General features: G+C 36.7%; 18 protein-coding genes and 1 riboswitch. Of the genes, 4 read left to right on the top strand and 14 right to left on the bottom strand.

Annotated features, from left to right (window positions below):
* Positions 1-266: 266 nt before the first annotated feature.
* Both gloA2 and galE read right to left on the bottom strand, forming a co-directional pair.
* Positions 267-656 carry an SMU1112c/YaeR family gloxylase I-like metalloprotein gene (gloA2, locus tag NiCM35_RS09150; RefSeq protein WP_095329942.1) on the bottom strand — a complete coding sequence of 130 codons (390 nt, stop codon included), beginning with the start codon at positions 654-656 and terminating at the stop codon, positions 267-269.
* Positions 657-744: 88 nt separating this feature from the next.
* Positions 745-1,707: a UDP-glucose 4-epimerase GalE gene (galE, locus tag NiCM35_RS09155; RefSeq protein ID WP_303984307.1), complete on the bottom strand. Its 963-nt coding sequence runs from the start codon at positions 1,705-1,707 to the stop codon at positions 745-747.
* Between the two features lie 370 nt (positions 1,708-2,077).
* Here galE and NiCM35_RS09160 point away from each other — a divergent pair, with 370 nt between their 5' ends.
* Positions 2,078-5,698 (top strand): alpha-amylase family glycosyl hydrolase, encoded by a 3,621-nt coding sequence (locus tag NiCM35_RS09160; RefSeq protein WP_433779278.1) that lies wholly within the window; start codon positions 2,078-2,080, stop codon positions 5,696-5,698.
* A 39-nt stretch (positions 5,699-5,737) separates the two neighbouring features.
* Here the strand turns inward: NiCM35_RS09160 and NiCM35_RS09165 are convergent, their stop codons facing one another.
* A complete protein-coding gene (locus NiCM35_RS09165; protein ID WP_123260548.1) occupies positions 5,738-6,484 on the bottom strand; it encodes a WecB/TagA/CpsF family glycosyltransferase in 747 nt (248 codons plus the stop codon).
* Positions 6,485-6,717: 233 nt separating this feature from the next.
* Positions 6,718-6,806: riboswitch (cyclic di-GMP riboswitch) on the top strand.
* A 24-nt stretch (positions 6,807-6,830) separates the two neighbouring features.
* Between NiCM35_RS09165 and NiCM35_RS09170 the strand changes: the two genes are divergently transcribed.
* Positions 6,831-6,977, top strand: coding sequence for an anti-repressor SinI family protein (locus NiCM35_RS09170; protein ID WP_095329938.1), 147 nt, complete (start codon positions 6,831-6,833; stop codon positions 6,975-6,977).
* A gap of 234 nt (positions 6,978-7,211) precedes the next feature.
* Here NiCM35_RS09170 and NiCM35_RS09175 read toward each other — a convergent pair whose 3' ends face one another.
* The 4 genes from NiCM35_RS09175 to NiCM35_RS09190 all read right to left on the bottom strand — a co-directional run bounded on the left by NiCM35_RS09175 (position 7,212) and on the right by NiCM35_RS09190 (position 10,390).
* Entirely contained in the window at positions 7,212-7,358 is a 147-nt protein-coding gene (locus NiCM35_RS09175) for a hypothetical protein (RefSeq protein ID WP_164463704.1), read from the bottom strand.
* A gap of 14 nt (positions 7,359-7,372) precedes the next feature.
* The gene (locus tag NiCM35_RS09180; RefSeq protein ID WP_095329937.1) at positions 7,373-7,714 is read right to left on the bottom strand and encodes a single-stranded DNA-binding protein; all 342 of its coding nucleotides are present in this window, start codon (positions 7,712-7,714) and stop codon (positions 7,373-7,375) included.
* Positions 7,715-7,982: 268 nt separating this feature from the next.
* On the bottom strand, positions 7,983-9,719 hold the full coding sequence (locus NiCM35_RS09185) for a phospho-sugar mutase (protein WP_123258261.1): 1,737 nt from the start codon (positions 9,717-9,719) through the stop codon (positions 7,983-7,985).
* Positions 9,720-9,883: 164 nt separating this feature from the next.
* Entirely contained in the window at positions 9,884-10,390 is a 507-nt protein-coding gene (locus tag NiCM35_RS09190; protein WP_095329935.1) for a cupin domain-containing protein, read from the bottom strand.
* A gap of 236 nt (positions 10,391-10,626) precedes the next feature.
* On the opposite strand from NiCM35_RS09190, the gene NiCM35_RS09195 reads away from it, so the two are divergent.
* On the top strand, positions 10,627-11,325 hold the full coding sequence (locus NiCM35_RS09195) for a CHASE3 domain-containing protein (protein WP_433779281.1): 699 nt from the start codon (positions 10,627-10,629) through the stop codon (positions 11,323-11,325).
* Complete coding sequence (locus NiCM35_RS09200; RefSeq protein ID WP_433779414.1) at positions 11,309-12,310, top strand: methyl-accepting chemotaxis protein; 1,002 nt, start codon at positions 11,309-11,311, stop codon at positions 12,308-12,310. The genes NiCM35_RS09195 and NiCM35_RS09200 overlap by 17 nt, the downstream gene beginning before the upstream one ends.
* A gap of 982 nt (positions 12,311-13,292) precedes the next feature.
* Here NiCM35_RS09200 and NiCM35_RS09205 read toward each other — a convergent pair.
* The 7 genes from NiCM35_RS09205 to NiCM35_RS09235 all read right to left on the bottom strand — a co-directional run bounded on the left by NiCM35_RS09205 (position 13,293) and on the right by NiCM35_RS09235 (position 20,393).
* Entirely contained in the window at positions 13,293-14,750 is a 1,458-nt protein-coding gene (locus tag NiCM35_RS09205; protein WP_123260545.1) for an MFS transporter, read from the bottom strand.
* Positions 14,751-14,847: 97 nt separating this feature from the next.
* The gene (locus NiCM35_RS09210; RefSeq protein ID WP_095329931.1) at positions 14,848-15,459 is read right to left on the bottom strand and encodes a cysteine hydrolase family protein; all 612 of its coding nucleotides are present in this window, start codon (positions 15,457-15,459) and stop codon (positions 14,848-14,850) included.
* A 70-nt stretch (positions 15,460-15,529) separates the two neighbouring features.
* Positions 15,530-16,564, bottom strand: coding sequence for an ABC transporter substrate-binding protein (locus tag NiCM35_RS09215; protein WP_123258264.1), 1,035 nt, complete (start codon positions 16,562-16,564; stop codon positions 15,530-15,532).
* A 44-nt stretch (positions 16,565-16,608) separates the two neighbouring features.
* A complete protein-coding gene (locus NiCM35_RS09220; RefSeq protein ID WP_433779416.1) occupies positions 16,609-17,424 on the bottom strand; it encodes an ABC transporter permease in 816 nt (271 codons plus the stop codon).
* Between the two features lie 71 nt (positions 17,425-17,495).
* Positions 17,496-18,266 (bottom strand): ABC transporter ATP-binding protein, encoded by a 771-nt coding sequence (locus NiCM35_RS09225; protein ID WP_095329929.1) that lies wholly within the window; start codon positions 18,264-18,266, stop codon positions 17,496-17,498.
* Between the two features lie 119 nt (positions 18,267-18,385).
* Complete coding sequence (locus tag NiCM35_RS09230; RefSeq protein WP_141232339.1) at positions 18,386-18,727, bottom strand: Na-translocating system protein MpsC family protein; 342 nt, start codon at positions 18,725-18,727, stop codon at positions 18,386-18,388.
* 232 nt (positions 18,728-18,959) lie between these two features.
* The gene (locus tag NiCM35_RS09235; protein WP_123258266.1) at positions 18,960-20,393 is read right to left on the bottom strand and encodes an NAD-dependent succinate-semialdehyde dehydrogenase; all 1,434 of its coding nucleotides are present in this window, start codon (positions 20,391-20,393) and stop codon (positions 18,960-18,962) included.
* Between the last annotated feature and the right edge of the window lie 3 nt (positions 20,394-20,396).

Below are 20,396 nucleotides of genomic sequence, written 5' to 3' on the forward strand. Positions count from 1 at the left end.
ACCCCGGGGCCTGATTAACAATTGTTAATCTGCCACTTCTTTATAAGCCGACATTTCTCGGGAAATACTTGTCAACATTTGTTGATAATTTAGTGTTTTCAATAAATACAAACGCGGTATATATAAACTATAAGAAAAAGAGTAGAAAGGATGATAAATATGAAAATAAAAGCTGGTAGCTGGAGATTACTAAGTTCTCAGGATAAGCAATTTATTTTACAAACTGTTTGTACCCTTTCTCAATATAAGGGGAAAGCACATTCTAATTAAGCCTCATATAATTCAATTGGTAACCCATCAGGATCAGCAAAAAAAGTAAACTTTTTGTTCGTAAAAGGATCGATCCGAATATCTTCAACTGTAATATTATTCGATTGTAAATACTGTACAGTTTCTTCTATATTATTCACTTCAAAGGCAATATGACGTAAGCCGGCAGCCTCAGGATAACTTGGTCTTTCTCTTGGATTAGGAAAGGAAAATAGTTCGATTTGATAGATATTGTTTACTAAAAGGTCTAGCTTATAAGAATCTCTTTCTTCTCTGTATACTTCATTTATAGGCTTAAAACCTAAAAGTTCCACATAAAAATGTTTTGATACTTCGTAATTGCTGCAAATAATCGCTATATGATGAACCTTATTTATATTAAACATTTTATAACTCCTTTTCCGTTAAAAAATAAACATCATTATGCTAGAAAAAAAGCGAAGAAACTGTTTGGATTCCTTCGCCTTCTATCTATTATTTATTGTGCCATTTCCATGCACTTTCAATAATTGTCTCTAAGCCTCTTTCTGCTTTCCAGCCTAGTTCGCTGAATATTTTCTCCGAGGAAGCAACTAATCTTGCAGGGTCGCCTGATCTTCTGTCACCTAAAATCACATTTGCCTTTGTGCCAGTAACCTTTTCACACATTTCAATTACTTGTTTGACGGAATAGCCTACTCCATTGCCTAGATTGTAAGTTTCTGCTTCTTTTGTTCCATTTAATAGAGCGTCTAATGCAGCTATGTGAGCATTTGCTAAATCTGTCACATGGATGTAATCACGAATGCATGTCCCATCCTCAGTCGGATAATCTGTGCCAAAGACAGAAATAGACTCTCTCTCTCCTAATAATTGCTGAAGAATAATAGGAATTAAGTGTGTTTCTGGATCATGATTTTCCCCGATTTCACCAGATACATGAGCACCAGCAGCATTGAAATAGCGTAAAACCACATAATGAAGACCATATGCAGCATGAAAATCAGCTAAAATTTGCTCTACCATTAATTTTGATTTACCATAAGGATTAATAGGTGCTGTTTCTGATGTTTCTACAATTATTTCTTCTTTTGGAATTCCATATGTAGCCGCCGTTGAAGAGAAAATAAAGTTTTTCACATTATGTTTTAACATAACATTTAATAACATTAATGTATTGGCTACATTATTCTCATAATATTTATATGGATCTTGAACAGATTCTCCAACTAGACTATATGCTGCAAAATGCATAACTGCTTTAATTGGATATTTAGAAAAAATCGCTTCTAAATCGTCTGCATTTCCTAGATCTCCTTTTACAAAAATAGCACGGGAATCTACTGCTTCCTCGTGACCTGTTGCAAGATTATCTAATACGATCACTTCTTCTTTCTCTACTAATTCTTTAACCAAATGACTGCCAATATAGCCAGCCCCACCTACTACTAATATCATAGATAATTCTCCTTTAATAACAGTTTATCCTCCCTTCTATTTTATCACATTATTTGTAAATTTTTTTACTGTAAGATATTAATCGTAAATTGACACTAAAAAAGGAATAGACTATTGTCAAATAGACAAAATCATAGTATCTTTAAATAGACCCAAATAAAGAAACCGCTTTCAAGTTTTCCTATCTATCATTCTAACAACAACATCTTATTTTGCTATTTTACGCAAACGTTTTCACGAATACCCCATCATGAACTCATTTTCTTAATACATCACCTTTATCTCATTAGGGCAATCGTTTTCTTTGCAGTACATAGGTAGTAACAGAAGTCTTTCTGTTCTCATAAAAAAATGGAAAGGAGAATGTTTTTTGAAAACGAAAAAACATCCTTATCTCGCACTATGTTTAATTTTTCTTCTTATTTTCACAAGCTTTGGAGGTTATCTTCCAAGTAAAAAGGCAAAAGCAGATAATTTACTAGATTCTCCTATCGTCAATGCTGATAAGTCTGTACAATTCTCCTATGACAATGCATCTGCACAGGAAGTGAAAGTAGCAGGAAACTTTACTGACTGGCAAAATGGAGCATTAAGCATGAAAAAGGACACAGATAATCGCTGGTCCCTTTCTATTTCAAATCTAGCAGCCGGCGTCTATCAATATAAGTTTATTGTTGATAATGAATGGATAACAGATCCAGCCAATGAGACTATGGAAGATGGCAATAGTCGCTTCGTTGTTCCCGGCTTAAATCTTGATTCTATACCGGGGAAGGTTGAAAAAAGGAAATCCTATCCATTAGAAGCGACGCTAGTTAATAAAGATGGCACTACACAAAAAGAAACAGAGCTGACTTGGTCAGTGAAAGAGAAAGTAGAAGGGATCGACATTGTTGATGGCCGACTAACCATACAAGACAATGCAAAAACTAATGAATCCTTTATCCTGCTTGCTGAAAAGGATGGGGAAAAGGTAGAAAAGAAAATTGATATTGTTGGCAATATGTATTCGTACACTATTAACTATTATCGTCTAGATGAAGACTATACGAAATGGGATTTATGGATTTTTAACAGTGGGATTCCTGATAATGGCTTTCCATTTACAGAGGAAGTGCCAAATAATTATACGTTTACAAGTGGGAACTATTCTTTTCCAGAAAATGAAATAACGATTATTCCTCGCAAAGGAAATTGGGAAGCGCAAGATATACAGAACTCTATTAAAATAGCTGATGGCAAACAAGCTGCAGAAGCATGGATAATTGAAGGAGTAGAAACTGTTTTCTACGCACAAGATGATGCTATTAAAGCGATAAAAGATTTAAAAGGAGGGGATTATGTAAGGCGCCATATTCAATTTATGTATGATCGTCCTGATTTGGATTATAAAGACTGGAATATCTGGGTATGGGGAACTGGTGTAAAAGATGACCAAATTGATTTTGATCGCAACCTTCATGGAATGGCGACTGCAGCAATTAATGTAAGCGAAGCCGCCCAAAGCGTTGGATTTATTTTACGAAAAGGCGAAAATTGGGATACAGCTATTAAAGAAGGAAATGGCGATCGTTACATTCCTCTAAATACATCAGATTTAATCACAAAAGTTTATGTTACAAGTGGTCAAGAGGAGCTATATATTGTGCCTGAAGTCACTGGACCCGTTTTAGAAAACGGAAATGCTACCTTCTACTACAGAGACAAAGATTTATATGCAAAAAACGAAATGAATAAAATAGAAAAAGTAGAACTTCAATTTAATGGAAAACGTTATAACATGACGAATGAAGCAAAAAATGAGCGTTTTTCCTATACAATAGAAAATATCCCTGAAGGAAAGCATCCTTATTCTTTCTTTGTAACAATCGATGGCATCGAAACAGAAGTAACTGATCCATATAATACGGAAAATGGAGCATCTATGCTTGTCTATGAAAAAGCAGATTTTGACTTGCTTACAGATATCACTCCAAAAGAAGTGACTTATAACGATAATGCCGTCCTTTCCGTTGATTGGCAAACAAACAAAAATACAGCTATCCGTGAAGTATATGCTGATTTACGCGCTATTGGCGGAAAAGAAAAAGTAGCAATTGATCCAAAATTAAAGGAGCTTACCATCGCCATTGACCAAAATACCACTACAGGGGCGAAAGAAATTCCCGTTTACATCACTGATCTGTATGGCAACACTCATACCGATCAAGCAAAAATCACGGTTAAAGCAAGACAATCAGTGGAAAAAGATGATTTTGACTGGGATGAAGCAAGAATTTACTTTATGCTAACAGACCGATTCTTCGATGGAAATTCAGCGAATAATGATCCATATGGCATTGGCTATGATCCAAGTAAACCTGGGACCTATCATGGTGGAGACTTTAAAGGAATTACGAAAAAGCTAGATTATCTCGAAAATCTAGGAATCAATACAATATGGATTAATCCGATAGTAGAAAATATCCAGTATGATGTTCGCTATGAAAACCCAGATACTCCTTATTATGCATATCATGGATATTGGGCTAGTAATTTTGAAAAATTGAATCCTCATTTTGGAACAATGGAGGATTTCCATGAACTAATTGATGCAGCCCATGAACGTGGAATAAAAATTATGGTGGACGTTGTCGTAAATCATGCGGGCTATGGGTTAAAAGCAAGTGATGCCGTAAATGATGGAAAAATCGCCAACTTCCCTACTGCTGAAGATAGAAATCGTTTTGCTGGAATGTTCCGTGATGGCGGCACAGATACTGTACAAGGCGAGCTATCAGGACTGCCTGATTTCTTAACGGAGGATCCAGATGTAAGGAAGCAAATTGTAGATTGGCAAACTAGCTGGATTGAAAAATCAAAGACAGCGAAAGGAAATACCATTGATTACTTCCGCGTGGATACCGTAAAACACGTTGAAAATACAACATGGTCAAGCTTTAAAAATGAATTAACAAAAGTTTTGCCAACCTTTAAATTAATTGGAGAAGCATGGGGAGCTCAAGTGAATGATGACCAAGGCTATTTAAATAGCGGGATGATGGACTCCTTATTAGATTTTGATTTTAAGAATTTAGCACGTGACTTTGCCAATGGTCATATAGAGCGTGTCCAAAGTGCGTTAGAAGAGAGAAACAATAAGCTTTCAAACACAGGCACATTAGGGCAATTTCTAGGTAGTCACGATGAAGATGGCTTTTTAGAATCTGTAGATGGTGATATTGGCAAGCTTAAGCTTGCAGCTGCATTGCAAATTACGACTAAAGGTCAACCTGTCATTTACTATGGAGAAGAGCTGGGTCTGTCAGGGGCAAATAATTATCCCTACTATGATAACCGCTATGACATGGATTGGAATCTAACGAAAAACAACGATGTTCTGGAGCATTATACAAAACTATTAAATGTTAGAAAAAAATACTCCAGCATATTTTCCAAAGGGACTCGTACTCACCTAGCAGGTAGTGACGCGGAAGGTTATTCTGTCTTTAAACGCGAATACACAAATCAACAAATTTTTGTTGCTCTCAATACGAAGGAAACAGCGACAGACGCAACCTTTGAGGTTCCATTTATGAAAGAAGCAGTAGACTTATATTCTGGTAAAACATATTCTATTAGTGAAAATAAAATTACGCTAACCATTCCTTCTAGAGAAGACGGCGGAACTGTTTTATTAGTAGATGCGGGGCAAGCAAAGCCGCCTCACCCTACAGAACCAGAGGTACCTTCTACTCCTGGAGAAACGGATTCAGAAACGCCTCCAACATCTAATGATAATGGAGAGAATCAACCTGGATCAGATGGTTCCAACAATCAGGGTTCTAAACAAGCAGCAGAACCCTCAACCACTCCTAACAAAGGGAATGGAATAGCAGCACTTCCTAATACTGCCACTGACTCTTATAACATTATTTTAATCGGTTTAGGTCTGCTAGTAATTGGAACGGTAATATTTATTCGAAGAAAGAAACACACAGCAAATGAATAAGAAAATGCCTGATAAGGATTTTTCCTTATCAGGCATTTTTCAGTTTATTTTTCTTTGTTTATAAATAGAGTAGAAAAAGGAGGCATGTCCAACGACATTGCGTTTCCATAATCTTCTCGGTTCTTTTCCCATTCGATATAGCCACTCAAGCCGGAGGTCGCGAAAGATTTTAGGAGCTCTTGTCACTTCACCGGAAGAAAAATCAATAAAAGCACCTACTGCCATCGTAATCGTACTCTCTAGCTTTGAACGATATTCATTAATCCATTGTTCCTGTAACGGCATTCCAAATCCTACTAAAAGGATATCTGCTTTACTTTCATTAATCTGACTAATTATATTTTCCGTATTCTCTTTCGGGAAATAACCATCCTGATTACCTACAAATAAAATATTTTGATATGTTTGCTGCAGCCGCTCTTGTGCCTTTTGGGCAACACCTGGTTTAGCTCCCAAAAGAAACACTCGATATGGTTGATTACGCTTCTCTTCATTTAATGATGCAAATAAAGCCGGAATAAAATCTGTACCATTTAAATTCTCCTTAAAAGAAAAGCCGAAAAGCTTTGCTCCCATTTCAATACCAATTCCATCATTTAACAATAAATCAGCATTATTCAGCATTTCCCGATATTCTGTGTCCTTTTGGGCAATATTATATCCATGGTCATTTAGAAAAAAAACATCCGTTGCTATTCTTTTGTCTAGTTTTTCCTTTATATACGTAATAGCTTCTTTTGAGCTTATAACATTTACTTTTAAATTTCCTAGCCATTTCTTATCCATTTTGTATCCCCTAATGAGAAATTTTTTAAAAAAGCCCTTTTCTATTATATAAAAATTGTCTACTAGAAACAATTCAAGCTAACAATCCCTCTACAAAGCAGCACTTCTAATTTGTAAAACTTTTCTCTTTATTAAGAAATATTCACTACACAAATGTTGGAATATGTCGAAAGATTTCATATGAAAATGTTATTAACTTTTGGATAATAGTGATAAAATTTTATTGTACAATTAACAGATAAAGGCAAACCATCTGAAAGGGTGGGACGCAAAGCTTCGGGTCTAAGGTAGATTTTTTTACTATGATGGCTGGGCCACCTTATATTCTATAAGGAGGTTAATTATCATGATTAATTTGTTTCCCACCGAAATTCAAACTGAAAGCAATTTGGATAGTGAATGGTTATCGCTTATCTCGGAGGCAAAAAAGCAGGGCTTAACACAAGAAGAAGTTCGTGCAATGTTAACAATACTAGAAAATAGCAACGAATAAATTGTTAGAATATTTTAAAATATGGTAGCGTTTCAACCTTAATAGTTAATCTATTAAGGTATCTTTTCTATTTCACTTCACCTGCAAACAAAAAAAGTGTCACATTGGACACTAAATAATGGGGAATAGAATCGAAGTGTGTATTGATTTTTTCTAATAAAGGATGGTGTTTCAAAGAAAGAGCTTTGAAACGGAAAGATAATTTTTGTGTGAGTAGTGTATATGGTGAAAGTCTTAAGATGTTGGGGAAGTTCGAGTGATAGTTTCCATCTGAATAATATGTTCTAGCTGTTTTATTCTTACATTACATTGTTCTAATTTTTCATTAGTCTTTGCCTGCATTTTAATTAATGTAACCATTAAATCTGGTACATTATTCACCTTGTTTTCCTCCTTTAAGGAATGGTTTGTTCTAGTTTTTTAGGGTCCAAGAAACGTACGGATTCAGCAATAACTTCTGTTACATAGACCTTTTTCCGCTCTTGATTTTCATAGTTTCTTGTCTGTATTCGGCCAACGACTCCAACTAGAGAGCCTTTATGACAATACTGAGCTGTATTTTCCGCTACCTTATTCCAAAAGGTACATTGCACAAAATCTGCATCATAATCACCAGCTTGATTCTTGTAGTTTCTATTTACTGCAACAGTCACATGGACAATAGAAGTTCCTTCTTGTGTTACTCGCAGTTCTGGATCTTTCGTTAGCCTTCCTACTAAAGTAACTTGATTGATCATCTTCTCCCTCCCTTCTCTCTTAAATTAGTAAAATCATACTATAAATTAGAGCAGAGGGAAAATGCCGAAAATTCCAGTTTTGAGCGTGTTTGCATAAAGAAAACGAAGATTTCGCCTAAGCGATTTTTAAGTTTTGGAGCAGATATAACGTTCAAATTTAAAGTTTTGCTTTTTTTATTTTTATCAATAAAAAAACTCCTTCATCGAATGTCTAGAAAAAGAATATCACTTCGCTTTTCCCAAACAATCTTGCAGGAGTTTTGGTAATTTATTTATTATATCCGTCGATTACTGCATTCACTTGCTCCATTACGCCTAGCTTCAGTGCTTCTAGCTTACTTGTGCTTTCTTCTAAAGAAGAACTATTTACGCTAAAATAGAATTTCGCTTTTGGCTCTGTTCCAGATGGACGAAGGCAGAACCATGAACCATCTTCTAAATAATATTTAATTACATTAGATTTTGGTAAATCAATCAATGTTTCTGTTAGACCTTCTGAACGCTTACTTGTTAAATAGTCTTCCACTGCTACAACGTTTAAGCCCTTAACCTCTTTGATAGGAGCTTTACGGAAAGTATCCATAATATATGCAATTTGCTCTGCTCCATCTTTTCCTTTTAATGTTAATGATTCTAAACCTTCTTGGTAGAAGCCATACTTTTTAAAGATTTCTAGTAAACCTTCATGAAGCGTTAATCCTTTTGCTTTATAATAAGCAGCAACCTCTGCAGCAAAAATAGCAGATTGAACAGCATCTTTATCGCGCACGAAATCACCGATTAAATAGCCATAGCTCTCTTCATAACCGAAAAGGAATGTATGCTCATGTGTTTGTTCAAACTCTTTAATTTTCTCTCCAATAAACTTGAACCCTGTCAAAGTATCAATAGTTGGAATGCCATAAGATTTTGCAATCGTGCGGCCGATTTCAGAGGTAACGATTGTTTTAATGACAACGCCATTTTCTGGAAGCATTCCTTTTGCTTTTTTCTCAGACAATAAGTATTCAAGCATTAATGCACCTAATTGATTTCCGGTAAGAACTGTGTATTCGCCACTTGTATCCTTCACTGCAACCCCTAGTCGATCTGCATCTGGATCTGTAGCAAGGAGAACGTCAGCATCGATTTCTTTGCCGTAACGAATCGCAATTTCAAAAGCTGCATGCTCTTCTGGATTAGGTGATTTTACGGTAGAAAAGTTAGCATCAGGTAATTCTTGTTCTTTCACAACTGTTACATTTTCAAATCCAAACGCTTCTAAACCAGCACGGACTGGCTTGTTTCCAGTACCATGTAATGGAGTATAAACAATTTTTAAATCCTTTGCTTCTGGCAAACGATTTAATTGGATTGTTTTTAGTTGTTCTACATAGGCAGCATCTACTTCTGCACCAATATATGTTAATAAACCTTTTTCTAGTAACTCTTTTTCCTCTAAAACTTCAATTGTAAGCTCATCTTCGACTTCATTTACATATTTAATAATGATATCTGCAGCCTCAGGAGGAAGTTGTCCACCGTCTTCTCCGTATGCTTTAAAGCCATTATACTCAGGAGGATTGTGACTAGCGGTAATCACTACTCCCGCAAATGTATTTAAATAGCGTACAGCAAAAGATAATGCAGGTGTAGGACGAAGCTCTTCAAACACATAGGATTTAACTCCAAGCTTACCTACTACTTTCGCAACTTCTAGGGCAAATTCTGGAGATTGATGACGAGAATCATACGCTACAGCTACCCCGCGCTTCATCGCTTCTTCTCCTTGCTCTACTATGTATTTCCCTAATCCTTCTGCTGCTTTACGAACAGTATAAATATTCATGCGATTAATACCAGGTCCTAGTTCTCCACGCATACCGCCTGTACCAAATTCTAAATGTTTATAAAAACTGTCCTCCAGCAACTTATCAGATGTTTGTAATTCTGTTAGTTGCGTTTTTAAGTTCGCTTCTAATCCTGCAAAACTTGTCCACTTTTCTACGATCTCTTTATAAGCCATTGTCGCTGTTCTCCCACCTTTAAATTAATTAACCATATATCTTTACATTACCTAAAATATGTATATAAGTAAAGATTTTTTCAAAACCATTCTTGTGGAACACTCTTCACCAATTAGGTCGTAGTTCCTATCCCAATAAGATTCCTAGATCCATTTCACGCACATCATTTTTGTCTCCACATCTTTGACAGCGGGCCGTTTTCTCCATAGACTGGATCAGCAGCTGGAAAAAATGCACTTTCAATCTCTTCCTGTACACCATCTAAGTCTTTCTCTACATCTGTTTTTATATTATAATCTTCCCCATTTGGATATGCACCGATCACTTCAAATTCTGGAGAGGCAGATAATTTCTTATGACCAGTTCCTGCAGGAAGCAATAAGACATCACCACTCTTTACAATAAGCTTGGATCCACCTTCTCCGCCTATTTGTAATAAAGCAGAGCCTGTTTTTATCCCCAGAACTTCATGGGCATTGCTGTGATAATGATGATAGGAGAATACTCCTCCTGACCAGGTATTTTTCCAATTATTTTGCTGAAAGACCTTTTCCATTTCGTCTTCCTTATTCTCCATTGCCCTTTTATAATGAAGTGCTGGGAGATAAGGATGATTGGGTATATATCTATTCTGTTCGAAATAATACATTGTAATATCTGGATTCCCCATGGATGCACACCTCTTTGTCAATTGATATTACTGTATACCCCTCTTCTTCCTAAATCATTCCTACAGTTATTGATAGAAGCAACAAAACCATTAATTCAAATAATTACCTCTTTTCTTTTTATTCCGACTTTTGAATTTTCTACTAAAAATAAGCAAATTTCCGTCGATAATATTCAAGGTATCTTTTAATTTTGATATATGAGGATTATTTACATTAAAAAAGGAAGGCGAACAGTATGAAAATTTCCATCAGGTATAAATTATTAGCAAGCTTTCTGATTGTTTCTATTTTATTTATGATTCTGTCCTATTATTCTTATAAAAGTACAAAAGAAACAGTAGAAACTTATGATTATGTAATTGAAACCGTAACAGAATTACGCTCTATTTCTGAACAAATACAGACAAATGCAGCTAGAGAAATTTCAAACTTAAGGGGTTATTTTGTTTATAGAACTGATGCCTATAAAAATAGAGTAAATGGCGCAAGCACAAATATTGATACGCTTGTTAACACTGGGATAGAAATCTCTACTGAGGCAGAAACAGTAAAGCGATTAAAGGATATACAGACTTTAAACAAAGAACTTACTCATAAGGCGAATGCATTGATGAATAGTAATAACCCTTCTCCATCTGCTTTAGATGAGATTACGACATTATCTGACAGCTTATCTGATCAAACGGAAGCTTTTAATATTTGGCTGACCCATGATATTTTGAATCCAGAGGTTGAAAGAGCTCATACAGATTCTGAACAAAGAATGATGCTGGTACTTATTTTTAGTGTATTAGTTACGTTGCTATCTATCGTAATGGGTTTCCTTCAATCAGCTCTTATTATGAAACCAATTCAGTATTTAAAAACAAATATGCAAAAAAGTCGCAAAAGGGAACTTACACACAGCAAAATCCCCAATAAAATCCAGAGATGAAATTTATCAATTAAATGAAGCTTTTGAACAAATGAAAGAGAATTTAGCAAAAATGATTGTTAACATGACAGAAAGCTCAAATCTGGTAGCAGCATCTGCAGAGCAATTAAATGAAAGTGCAGAACAATCAAGCAATGCGTCTGCAGCAATTGCTTCCTCTATTCAGGCAATTGCTGCTAGCAATGAACATGCAATTGTTAAAATATCTGGCAATACGCTTGCCTTAGATTCAATTTTAACCGGAGTAGAGGCGATTAAGGATCGTTCTTTGCATGTGTCTGCCTTATCACAAGCTGCCTTTACAAATGCAGAAAAGGGCACAAAACAAATCGAAGATAATTTAACACAAATGAAATTCATTTATGACTCTGTACAACGTTCCAATACGATTATTGCTTCTTTAGCTGACCGATCACAAGAAATAGGAAAAATGATTGAGTTAATAAGTAATATTGCCGAGCAAACAAATTTATTAGCATTAAACGCGGCTATTGAGGCGGCTAGAGCAGGAGAAAACGGCAAAGGCTTTGCCATTGTAGCCGATGAAGTTCGTAAATTAGCGGAGCAGTCTCAAGCTTCCGCACAAGATATTTCCCAATCTTTACATGGAATTCAGCAGGATACATCCGACGCAGTCACCATGTTAAATGAGACAATGGATCGAGCGAAGAACGGAGTAACTATTTCAACAAATACGGTTGAATCCTTCTCGACCATTGTGTCCAACACTCAAAAGGTGGCCCCAGAAATAGAAGAGGTTGCCCAAACAGTTGCTACCATCACAATACAGATTAAAGATGTGGTTGGGGTTGCAAATGAAATTACCCTTCTTGCTAAAGAAAATGGAAATAGTACAGAAGAAGTTGCCGCTTCTACAGAAGAACAATCAGCATCGATGGAAGAAATTAAAGCTTCTGCTAAATCCTTATCCAGCATGGCAGATGAATTAATGAAAATTGTGTCTCAGTTTAATAGTGAAAACTAAATTTTTTTGAAGCAAGAAGACCCGAAAAGTTAGCGTAAAAATTACTTTTCGGGTGTTTTTTTGAGGGGAATGGAATAATGATTTGTGGTTTGGCTGATTTCCTGTCCCGGTTGGCTGATATTTTTTTACTTTGGCTGATTTCCTGCCCCAGTTGGCTGATATTTTTTTACTTTGGCTGATTTCCTGCTCCGGTTGGCTGATATTTTTTTACTTTGGCTGATTTCCTGCCCCGGTTGGCTGATATTTTTCTACTTTGGCTGATTTCCTGCCCCAGTTGGCTGATATTTTCTTACTTTGGCTGATTTCCTGCTCCGGTTGGCTGATATTTTCTTACTTTGGCTGATTTCTCGCTCCGGTTGGCTGATATTTTTCTACTTTGGCTGATTCCTTGCCCCAGTTGGCTGATATTTTTCTACTTTGGCTGATTTCCTGCCCCGGTTGGCTGATATTTTTCTTACTTTGGCTGATTTCCTGCCCCAGTTGGCTGATATTTTTTTACTTTGGCTGATTTCCTGCCCCGATCGGCTGATATTTTCTTACTTTGGCTGATTTCTCGCTCCGGTTAGCTGATATTTTCTTACTTTGGCTGATTTCCTGCTCCGGTTGGCTGATATTTTTCTACTTTGGCTGATTTCCTGTCCCGGTTGGCTGATATTTTTTTACTTTGGCTGATTTCCTGCCCCGGTTGGCTGATATTTTTCTACTTTGGCTGATTTCTCGCTCCGGTTGGCTGATATTTTCTTACTTTGGCTGATTTCCTGCTCCGGTTGGCTGATATTTTCTTACTTTGGCTGATTTCCTGCTCCGGTTGGCTGATATTTTTCTACTTTGGCTGATTTCTCGCCCCGGTTAGCTGATTCCCTCCTATTTCCCCTGATTCCCCGGTGTATTTGACTAATTTCTCGCTACTTTTAGCCAAAATCACCATTCATTTCATCGAGTATTCCCTATAAATATTAATTTTTCATCCTTCTTCCACTCCTCACTCCTCCTTCTTTTTTCTCCAGACAGAATAAACAAAATAAATAGCAATTAATACCAGAAGAACAAATAAAAGCAGAAATAAATAGTGAAAGCCTAACATGACTGCCTCAAATTCCGAGCGTCTTGTATCATTCATCCAATCAGTAATCGTTCCATCTAACCACATATTCATAAAAGTAATCGCTAGCGCTGTCCCGATTACCATTCCAATATTTCTTAGCAAGGCAATAGTACTGCTCATCATTCCTAAGAATTGTAAGGGAACATATAGCATCATTATGCTGTAATTGGGCGATGTTAAGATCCCCATCGAGAACCCCAATAAACAAAGCAATATGATTAATGTAGGTAAGGATGTCCCAGGAGATAGGAAGCTCAGCCCAAGCATCGTTATACATAAAAGCCCTAAACCAACTAGGACTACCTTTTCTCCCCCAAACCGGTCTGCTAACGATCCACTAATAGGACCAAGTACTGCCAGAAGCAATGGATAACACATTAATAAAAGTCCTGACTGCTCAGCAGAAAAGCCTAAAACACCTCGTAAATAAAAAGGTAATATAACAGTCGAAGCAAATGCTGCACAATAGCTTGTCATTAAGATTAATCCACCGGCTTTCACAATGGGGGAAGAGAAAATCGACGGTTGGATAAACGGGTGCTCCTCCTTCTTACTATGGAAGAAAAAGAAAAGAAAACAGGCAACACTAACACAGGCAATCCCTAATAAATAGATCTTATAAGCTCCCTCGCCAATCGAGTTGAGAACAAAAACAAAGGAAACAATCCCTATCCCAAAATAGATACTGCCTTTGTAATCAAAGCTAGAATGTTCAAAATGGCGGTCAATTGGAACAAATTTCTGTGCTAAAAAATAGGCTCCAATACTTATTGGAACAACAGTCCAAAATAAGATATGCCAAGAAAAGGATTCGATAAAAAATCCACCAACAGAGGGACCTAATAATGCTCCGATTCCGACAGATGTACTGATAATCCCAAGGGCTTTTCCTCGATGTTTCTCAGGATAAACATCTGTCACAATTGCCATATTAACTGCTTGAAGCATTGCTGCCCCACTACCTTGGATTACTCTAGCAATAATCAACATAGGAATATTGAAAGACAGGGCGGATCCACATGCTCCCGCCGCAAAAACTAAATAGCCAAGATTATGTATACGCTTCTTTCCAAACTGATCTGCTAGTTTCCCCATCAACGGTAAAAACAACATAATCGCCAATAGATAGCCATTGACAATCCATTGGGTAACAGAAAGCTTTGCCGAAAAATCAATGGATATATCGGTTAAGGCAATATTGACAAATCCAGCAGAAAAGTGGGACAAAAAAGCACCCGTACAAACAGATAGCAGTAAAAGTATGGATTGGAATTTTTGGCTCGAGGCTGATGCTTCTTTTCTTACTTCTAAAAAACTCAGCTTATTTTTTGTCATTTAAATCATCCTTTATGCTATGCATTCAAATCGAAAGAGGAGGAATGAGAGTATTATAAACTTCTCCCCCGTTTCCTCCAATCAAGCTATTCTCTTTCTACTGAAGAGCATGAATAGATTTAACCACTTCTTTACTGGTGGCAACTGTACCAAAAAACTGGTTAATGGTTTGCAAGGTCATCTCATGTGCCTCTTTTGAGAAGGCTGCCGTACAATCTGATAAGAAAATAACATCATAATCCAGCATAAAACCATCTCTTGCTGTTGATTCCACACATATATTTGTGCTAACACCTGCCATTAACAGCGTCTCAATTTTTAATGCTCTCAGAACAGAATCCAATCTTGTATTAATAAATGCACTATATCTATGTTTTATTACGATAACATCATTCTTCTCTGGTTCCAATTGATAAAATTCTGCTCCCCATGTATCCTTTCGGCAAAGCCCCTTCTGATTTTTTCCCTTTAGTCGCTTAATCCACGTTTCTGAATCTGTGCTGTCCTCATGAATTGTTTGTATATAAATAATCGGCACATTTATATCTTTCATCGAAGCGATCATGTCTTTTAGATTTGGCATCATTTCATCTACCATAGATACATCTAAATCCTGCTGAGCTAAGCTTCCTTCTTTATGACAATAATCATTTTGAACATCAACAATTAGTAATGCAGTATGTTTGGGATTCCATTCTAGTTGATTCATCAGCCTCATCCTTTCGTGTTAAATTTATACCTTCCTGTATCCTTTTGCATTCCCATCAAAATGATCCATGTTATTTAGAAAGCTCATCCACAAATTGCATGTCAATTAGCTTATCGTATTGATAGCCATTTGTATAAACTCCAGTTTTTTCGACAACTTCCATTGGTTTTGCAAGTGCCTCTTCGGAAATAAAGCCATCCTTACTCCAAAGACTGTCTGCATAAGCCCGATCAAGCGAAGCCTGCAAGCTTTCCTCCGCAGTCGAAGGGAATTCTTGTTTTAAAATTTCCATCGCCAATTCATGATCCTCATCAATCGTCTTAAGTCCTTTCATAACTGCACTGACAAAGCTTTTTACTGTCTCTGGCTCTTCTTCTATTGTTGATTTTTTCACGCTTAATACCGAATATGGGTAGTCACCAAGACTGGCAAAGCTATAAAAGGGTTCTGCCCAAACTCCTTTATTTATTCCTTCGGTAATCTGTGGTTCTGCACCATTCGCTATATCAGCTTGACCCGATTCAACTAATGAAACGACAGCACTTGCATCTGCAGGTTCTTCTAGTTTGACATCTTTTTCAGGATCTAAACCGACATCCATTAATAACCACCGCGTTAATAAATTGGGACTTCCGCCAAAGCGACCTGCTGCAATGGTTTTTCCTTTTAAATAATCAGCAAGTTTCTCCTTACTAGTATTGGCTATTGTTTGCTCTGTATCCGCCATTAAGTATACATTGGCTCGATTTACAACATTTACTACAGAAACAATAGGATCAGCATTTCCTGTGTTAGCCATTTGATTCGATTCTGGACCACCAATATTTCCCCATGCATCCCCGCTAACTACCGAAGTAACATGGGCACCGCCTGTTGCTGTAATTATTTCAACCTCTAGTCCCTCTTCTTCAAAAAAGCCTTCCCGAATCGCTGCATATAAAGGCAGATAGCCAATTAAATGAACTGGTTCAGCAATAACAAGCTTCTTTGTTCCATTCTCAGACTCTTTTTTACTACTTGTGCCTTTTGTTGAGGAACATCCGCTAAAAATAATTAAAAGTAGTATTAAATAAATTCCAAAATGAAAGTAGCGATTTTTTTTCATGTAAACTTTCCCCCTATTTGCTGCTTTATCTAAACTGGATAGAACTACTCTCTCAATCCTTTTCCTCTTAATAAGCGCTTTTCCAGCCAAACAGTCCCTATATACATCAACACTGATAATATGGATAAAACAACAACTCCTACCCATACTAAATTTATATTCATAATTTGTCCTGCGTACAAAATCATTCTGCCAATCCCTTGTCGCGAACTAATAAATTCTCCTACGATTGTTCCCGCTAAGGCTAAGGCAATATTAATTTTCAAACTGCTGACAATCCACGGCATAGCAGAGGGAATAACGACTTTTGTAAAAATATGATGTTTTTTTGCGCCAAGGGAAAAAAGCATTCTTTCTAAATCAGCATCTACACTTTTCACGCCACTATGTGCAGCAATAGCAGTTACAATCACAGTCATCATAAATGCCAGAACAACTTTTGAGCTGAAGCCAATCCCAAAAAGAATAACTAAAACCGGAGCTAATGCAAGTTTAGGGATAGCGTTAAAAGCAATTAAATATGGCTCTGCGATTCTGGAATAAAAATAGGACCACCAAAAGGACAATCCAAGCAATGCACCAAAAAATGTGCCAAAAAGAAAGCCGATTATAGTCGCACCTGAAGTGTATAGAAGATCACTCCATAAAGTTCCTTCCGTAAAAGCAATAATGCCTGTTTCCCAAATAATCGTCGGACTGCTCCAATAATAAGAATCGATTATTTTCCACTTTGTGAATAGTTCCCATAAAATAAAGAAAAGAATACCAATTAAAACTTGCCCAATTAGCGTTATTCGCTTCTTTCTTCTTTCCTTTAATTCCTCATCCTCTATAATCGGCAATGTATCTACCTCTTGCATTTTTACTTTGTGCGGCAAAATAATTTGCTCTGAATTATCTCTCATCTATGTTCCTCCTCTTTTCAAGAATCTTATTTAGCTAATACTACTTCTTCCTTTAATAGTGCAAATAAATATTTTTTCAAAGCAATGAAATCCGGATGCAATAATGTATCTTGATTGCGTGGCCTTGCTAATGATACGTCTACCTTTTCCTTTAATCGTCCTGGTCTTGGGGATAGGACATAAATTTCATCTGATAAATAAATAGCTTCATCAATATCATGGGTTACAAACAAAATGGTTTTCTTAAAATCAGCCCAAATATCTAACAGCCAAGTTTGCATCAATAATCGTGTCTGGGCATCTAAAGCACCAAATGGCTCATCGAGTAAAATAATATCTTGGTCATATAACAAGGTGCGTAATAATGCTGCTCTTTGTCTCATCCCACCAGATAATTCATCTGGATAATGATGTTCAAATCCCCCTAATCCGTATTTTTGAAGAAGTGGTTTAGCTCTTGCCACAGCTTCTTTCTTACTCACACCCTTTATTTCTAGTCCTAATATGACATTTTGCAAAATACTTCTCCAAGGTAGAAGCAAATCTTTTTGAAGCATATAGCCCACATATCCATTCTTGCCAACAATGTTCTTGCCATCGAGGATTACCTCCCCAGTAGTAGGCTTCATTAGGCCTGCGATGATATTAAATAACGTCGATTTTCCACAACCACTCGGTCCAATTAAGCTGATAAACTTGCCTTCTTGGATTTTCAAATTGGCATCCCTCAACGCTACTACTTCTTTTCCTTCTTTTTTAAAGATCTTATTCGTATGGCGAACTTCTAGTTTATACACCCTAAAACTCCCTCATTTCATAAAATATTTCTATTAATAAAAAAAACCGCCAGAATTTCCTGAGTGTTGTATCTCAGTCTAATTCTGACGGTTTTCCTGCTCTCTTCCAAAGAGTTCATTTAACCAGCCAAATAAGATTCAATTTTCTTGTCTAACATAATAATTGTTCCACTAATCTCTCTCATGGAGTCATAATCCTTTAATATTAGCTGCACCTTGAAATGCAGTTTTTCTTCTAAATTGCGTAAAAGCATTTCCTTGTATTTATCAATTAATAGACGATCAATGATCTCCGCTAGGTTATCACTTGAACTTTCTATAATTTCCAGTACAGGAATACGCTTATGCTTAGCAATAATGATAATTTTATTATCGATTAAACTAATCTGCTGTTCAGTTAGCCCAACCTTAAAAATCAATTGATTGACAAGATTGTTTTCCTTCATGATGCTTTGCTTCAATTCTCCGAGAGTCCTTGGTAGCTGATCGACTAATATAATTATCACCCCCACTAAAGATAGCAGAACGAATAAGCCATTCTATAACCTATCAAAAGCTCGCCGCACACAAGCAAAACAAATCTATCTATATAAAATATAGAATATAGAATATTCTGTTTATTGGATCATATCATATCTTTGTACAACATTCTTCTATTTTGTCAGAAATTCTAACTCTATTTTTTAGAAAAGTTTAGATATCTAATTCCAATGAAAGAAATTTATACTCTAAATAATCTTCTAATCCATACTTTCCACCTTCGCGGCCGACTCCTGATTCTTTTACTCCGCCAAATGGTGCTTGTTCAGTGGTTGGTACCGGATCATTAATCCCAATTATGCCATATTCAAGGCCTTCTGACATTCTAAATACACGAGAGATGTCTTTTGTATAAAAATATGCTGCTAATCCATAGGAAGTATCATTAGCCAAATATAAGGCTTCTTCCTCTGTTTCAAATTCAAAAATTGGCGCCACTGGTCCAAATGTTTCTTCCGTCGCAATTTTCATCTCATGAGTAGCATGTAATAAAACTGTTGGTTCATAGAAATGGCCATTGTCATATTCTTCGCCAGCTGGTTTTTTTCCTCCATAGATGACTTTAGCGCCTTTTTGGATAGCATCTTGAATATGCTCTTCCGTTTTGGCAACAGCTGCTTCGTTTATAAGTGGCCCAATGGTTACTTCAGGATGTAGGCCGTTTCCAACAACCAAATTTTTCATTTTTGTTACTAGAATATCAGAAAAGCGTTCTGCAATTGTTTTCTGAACATAAATCCTATTCGTGCATATACAGGTTTGTCCTGCATTGCGAAACTTACTTGCAATTACGCCTTCAGCTGCTTTTTCTAAATCTGCATCCGCAAAGATGATAAAAGGAGCATGGCCCCCAAGTTCCATCGAGATCTTCTTCATTGTAGCAGATGCTTTTGCTGCAAGCTCTTTCCCTACTTTTGTTGAACCTGTAAAAGTGATTTTTCTAACTTCTTGTCTTTCCATCATCGCATCTCCGATTGGAGCCGCATCGCCATGAACTAAATTTAACACACCTTTTGGTAGTCCTACTTCATGAAATATCTTCATTACTTCTATTGCTGTTAAAGGAGTGGCTTCCGCTGGCTTTAGGACAACTGTACATCCTGCTGCAAGCGCTGGAGCAATTTTTCTAGCAAGCATGGCGATTGGAAAATTCCATGGAGTAATTGCTCCGACTACTCCTACTGGCTGTCTTAGCACAATAATTCGCTTTGTTTCTGAACTAGCAGGAATGGTATCGCCATAGATACGTTTTCCTTCTTCCGCATACCATTCCAAATAATCTGCTGCTAAATTTACTTCCCCCTTAGCCTCTGCAACTGGCTTTCCCATTTCAGTTGTAATAATTGCTGCGAGATCTTCGATTTGTTCGCGCAGTTTATCAGCTACTGTTTTTAAATAAATAGATCGTTCCTTTGCAGTTTTTTTCGCCCATAAAGGCAGTGCATTTTGGGCTGCATCAATTGCTAGATGCCCGTCTTCCTTTCCTCCTCTTGCCACTTCTTCAATAACCTTTGCAGTTGCCGGATTATAGACAGAATAAGTTTTTCCTGAAGCAGAATGACGCCATTCCCCATTAATATATTGCATTTT

Origin of the sequence: Niallia sp. M35 (assembly GCF_050971705.1) — a bacterium.
Taxonomy (GTDB): Bacteria; Bacillota; Bacilli; order Bacillales; family Cytobacillaceae; genus Niallia; species Niallia circulans_A.

Bases quoted from the DNA above. Each gene is read 5' to 3' on its own strand.
- gloA2 (WP_095329942.1), bottom strand. From the start codon at position 656: ATGTTTAATATAAATAAGGTTCATCATATAGCGATTATTTGCAGCAAT.
- galE (WP_303984307.1), bottom strand. From the start codon at position 1,707: ATGATATTAGTAGTAGGTGGGGCTGGCTATATTGGCAGTCATTTGGTT.
- NiCM35_RS09165 (WP_123260548.1), bottom strand. From the start codon at position 6,484: ATGGATAAGAAATGGCTAGGAAATTTAAAAGTAAATGTTATAAGCTCA.
- NiCM35_RS09170 (WP_095329938.1), top strand. From the start codon at position 6,831: ATGATTAATTTGTTTCCCACCGAAATTCAAACTGAAAGCAATTTGGAT.
- NiCM35_RS09180 (WP_095329937.1), bottom strand. From the start codon at position 7,714: ATGATCAATCAAGTTACTTTAGTAGGAAGGCTAACGAAAGATCCAGAA.
- NiCM35_RS09185 (WP_123258261.1), bottom strand. From the start codon at position 9,719: ATGGCTTATAAAGAGATCGTAGAAAAGTGGACAAGTTTTGCAGGATTA.
- NiCM35_RS09190 (WP_095329935.1), bottom strand. From the start codon at position 10,390: ATGGGGAATCCAGATATTACAATGTATTATTTCGAACAGAATAGATAT.
- NiCM35_RS09195 (WP_433779281.1), top strand. From the start codon at position 10,627: ATGAAAATTTCCATCAGGTATAAATTATTAGCAAGCTTTCTGATTGTT.
- NiCM35_RS09205 (WP_123260545.1), bottom strand. From the start codon at position 14,750: ATGACAAAAAATAAGCTGAGTTTTTTAGAAGTAAGAAAAGAAGCATCA.
- NiCM35_RS09210 (WP_095329931.1), bottom strand. From the start codon at position 15,459: ATGAATCAACTAGAATGGAATCCCAAACATACTGCATTACTAATTGTT.
- NiCM35_RS09215 (WP_123258264.1), bottom strand. From the start codon at position 16,564: ATGAAAAAAAATCGCTACTTTCATTTTGGAATTTATTTAATACTACTT.
- NiCM35_RS09220 (WP_433779416.1), bottom strand. From the start codon at position 17,424: ATGCAAGAGGTAGATACATTGCCGATTATAGAGGATGAGGAATTAAAG.
- NiCM35_RS09235 (WP_123258266.1), bottom strand. From the start codon at position 20,393: ATGCAATATATTAATGGGGAATGGCGTCATTCTGCTTCAGGAAAAACT.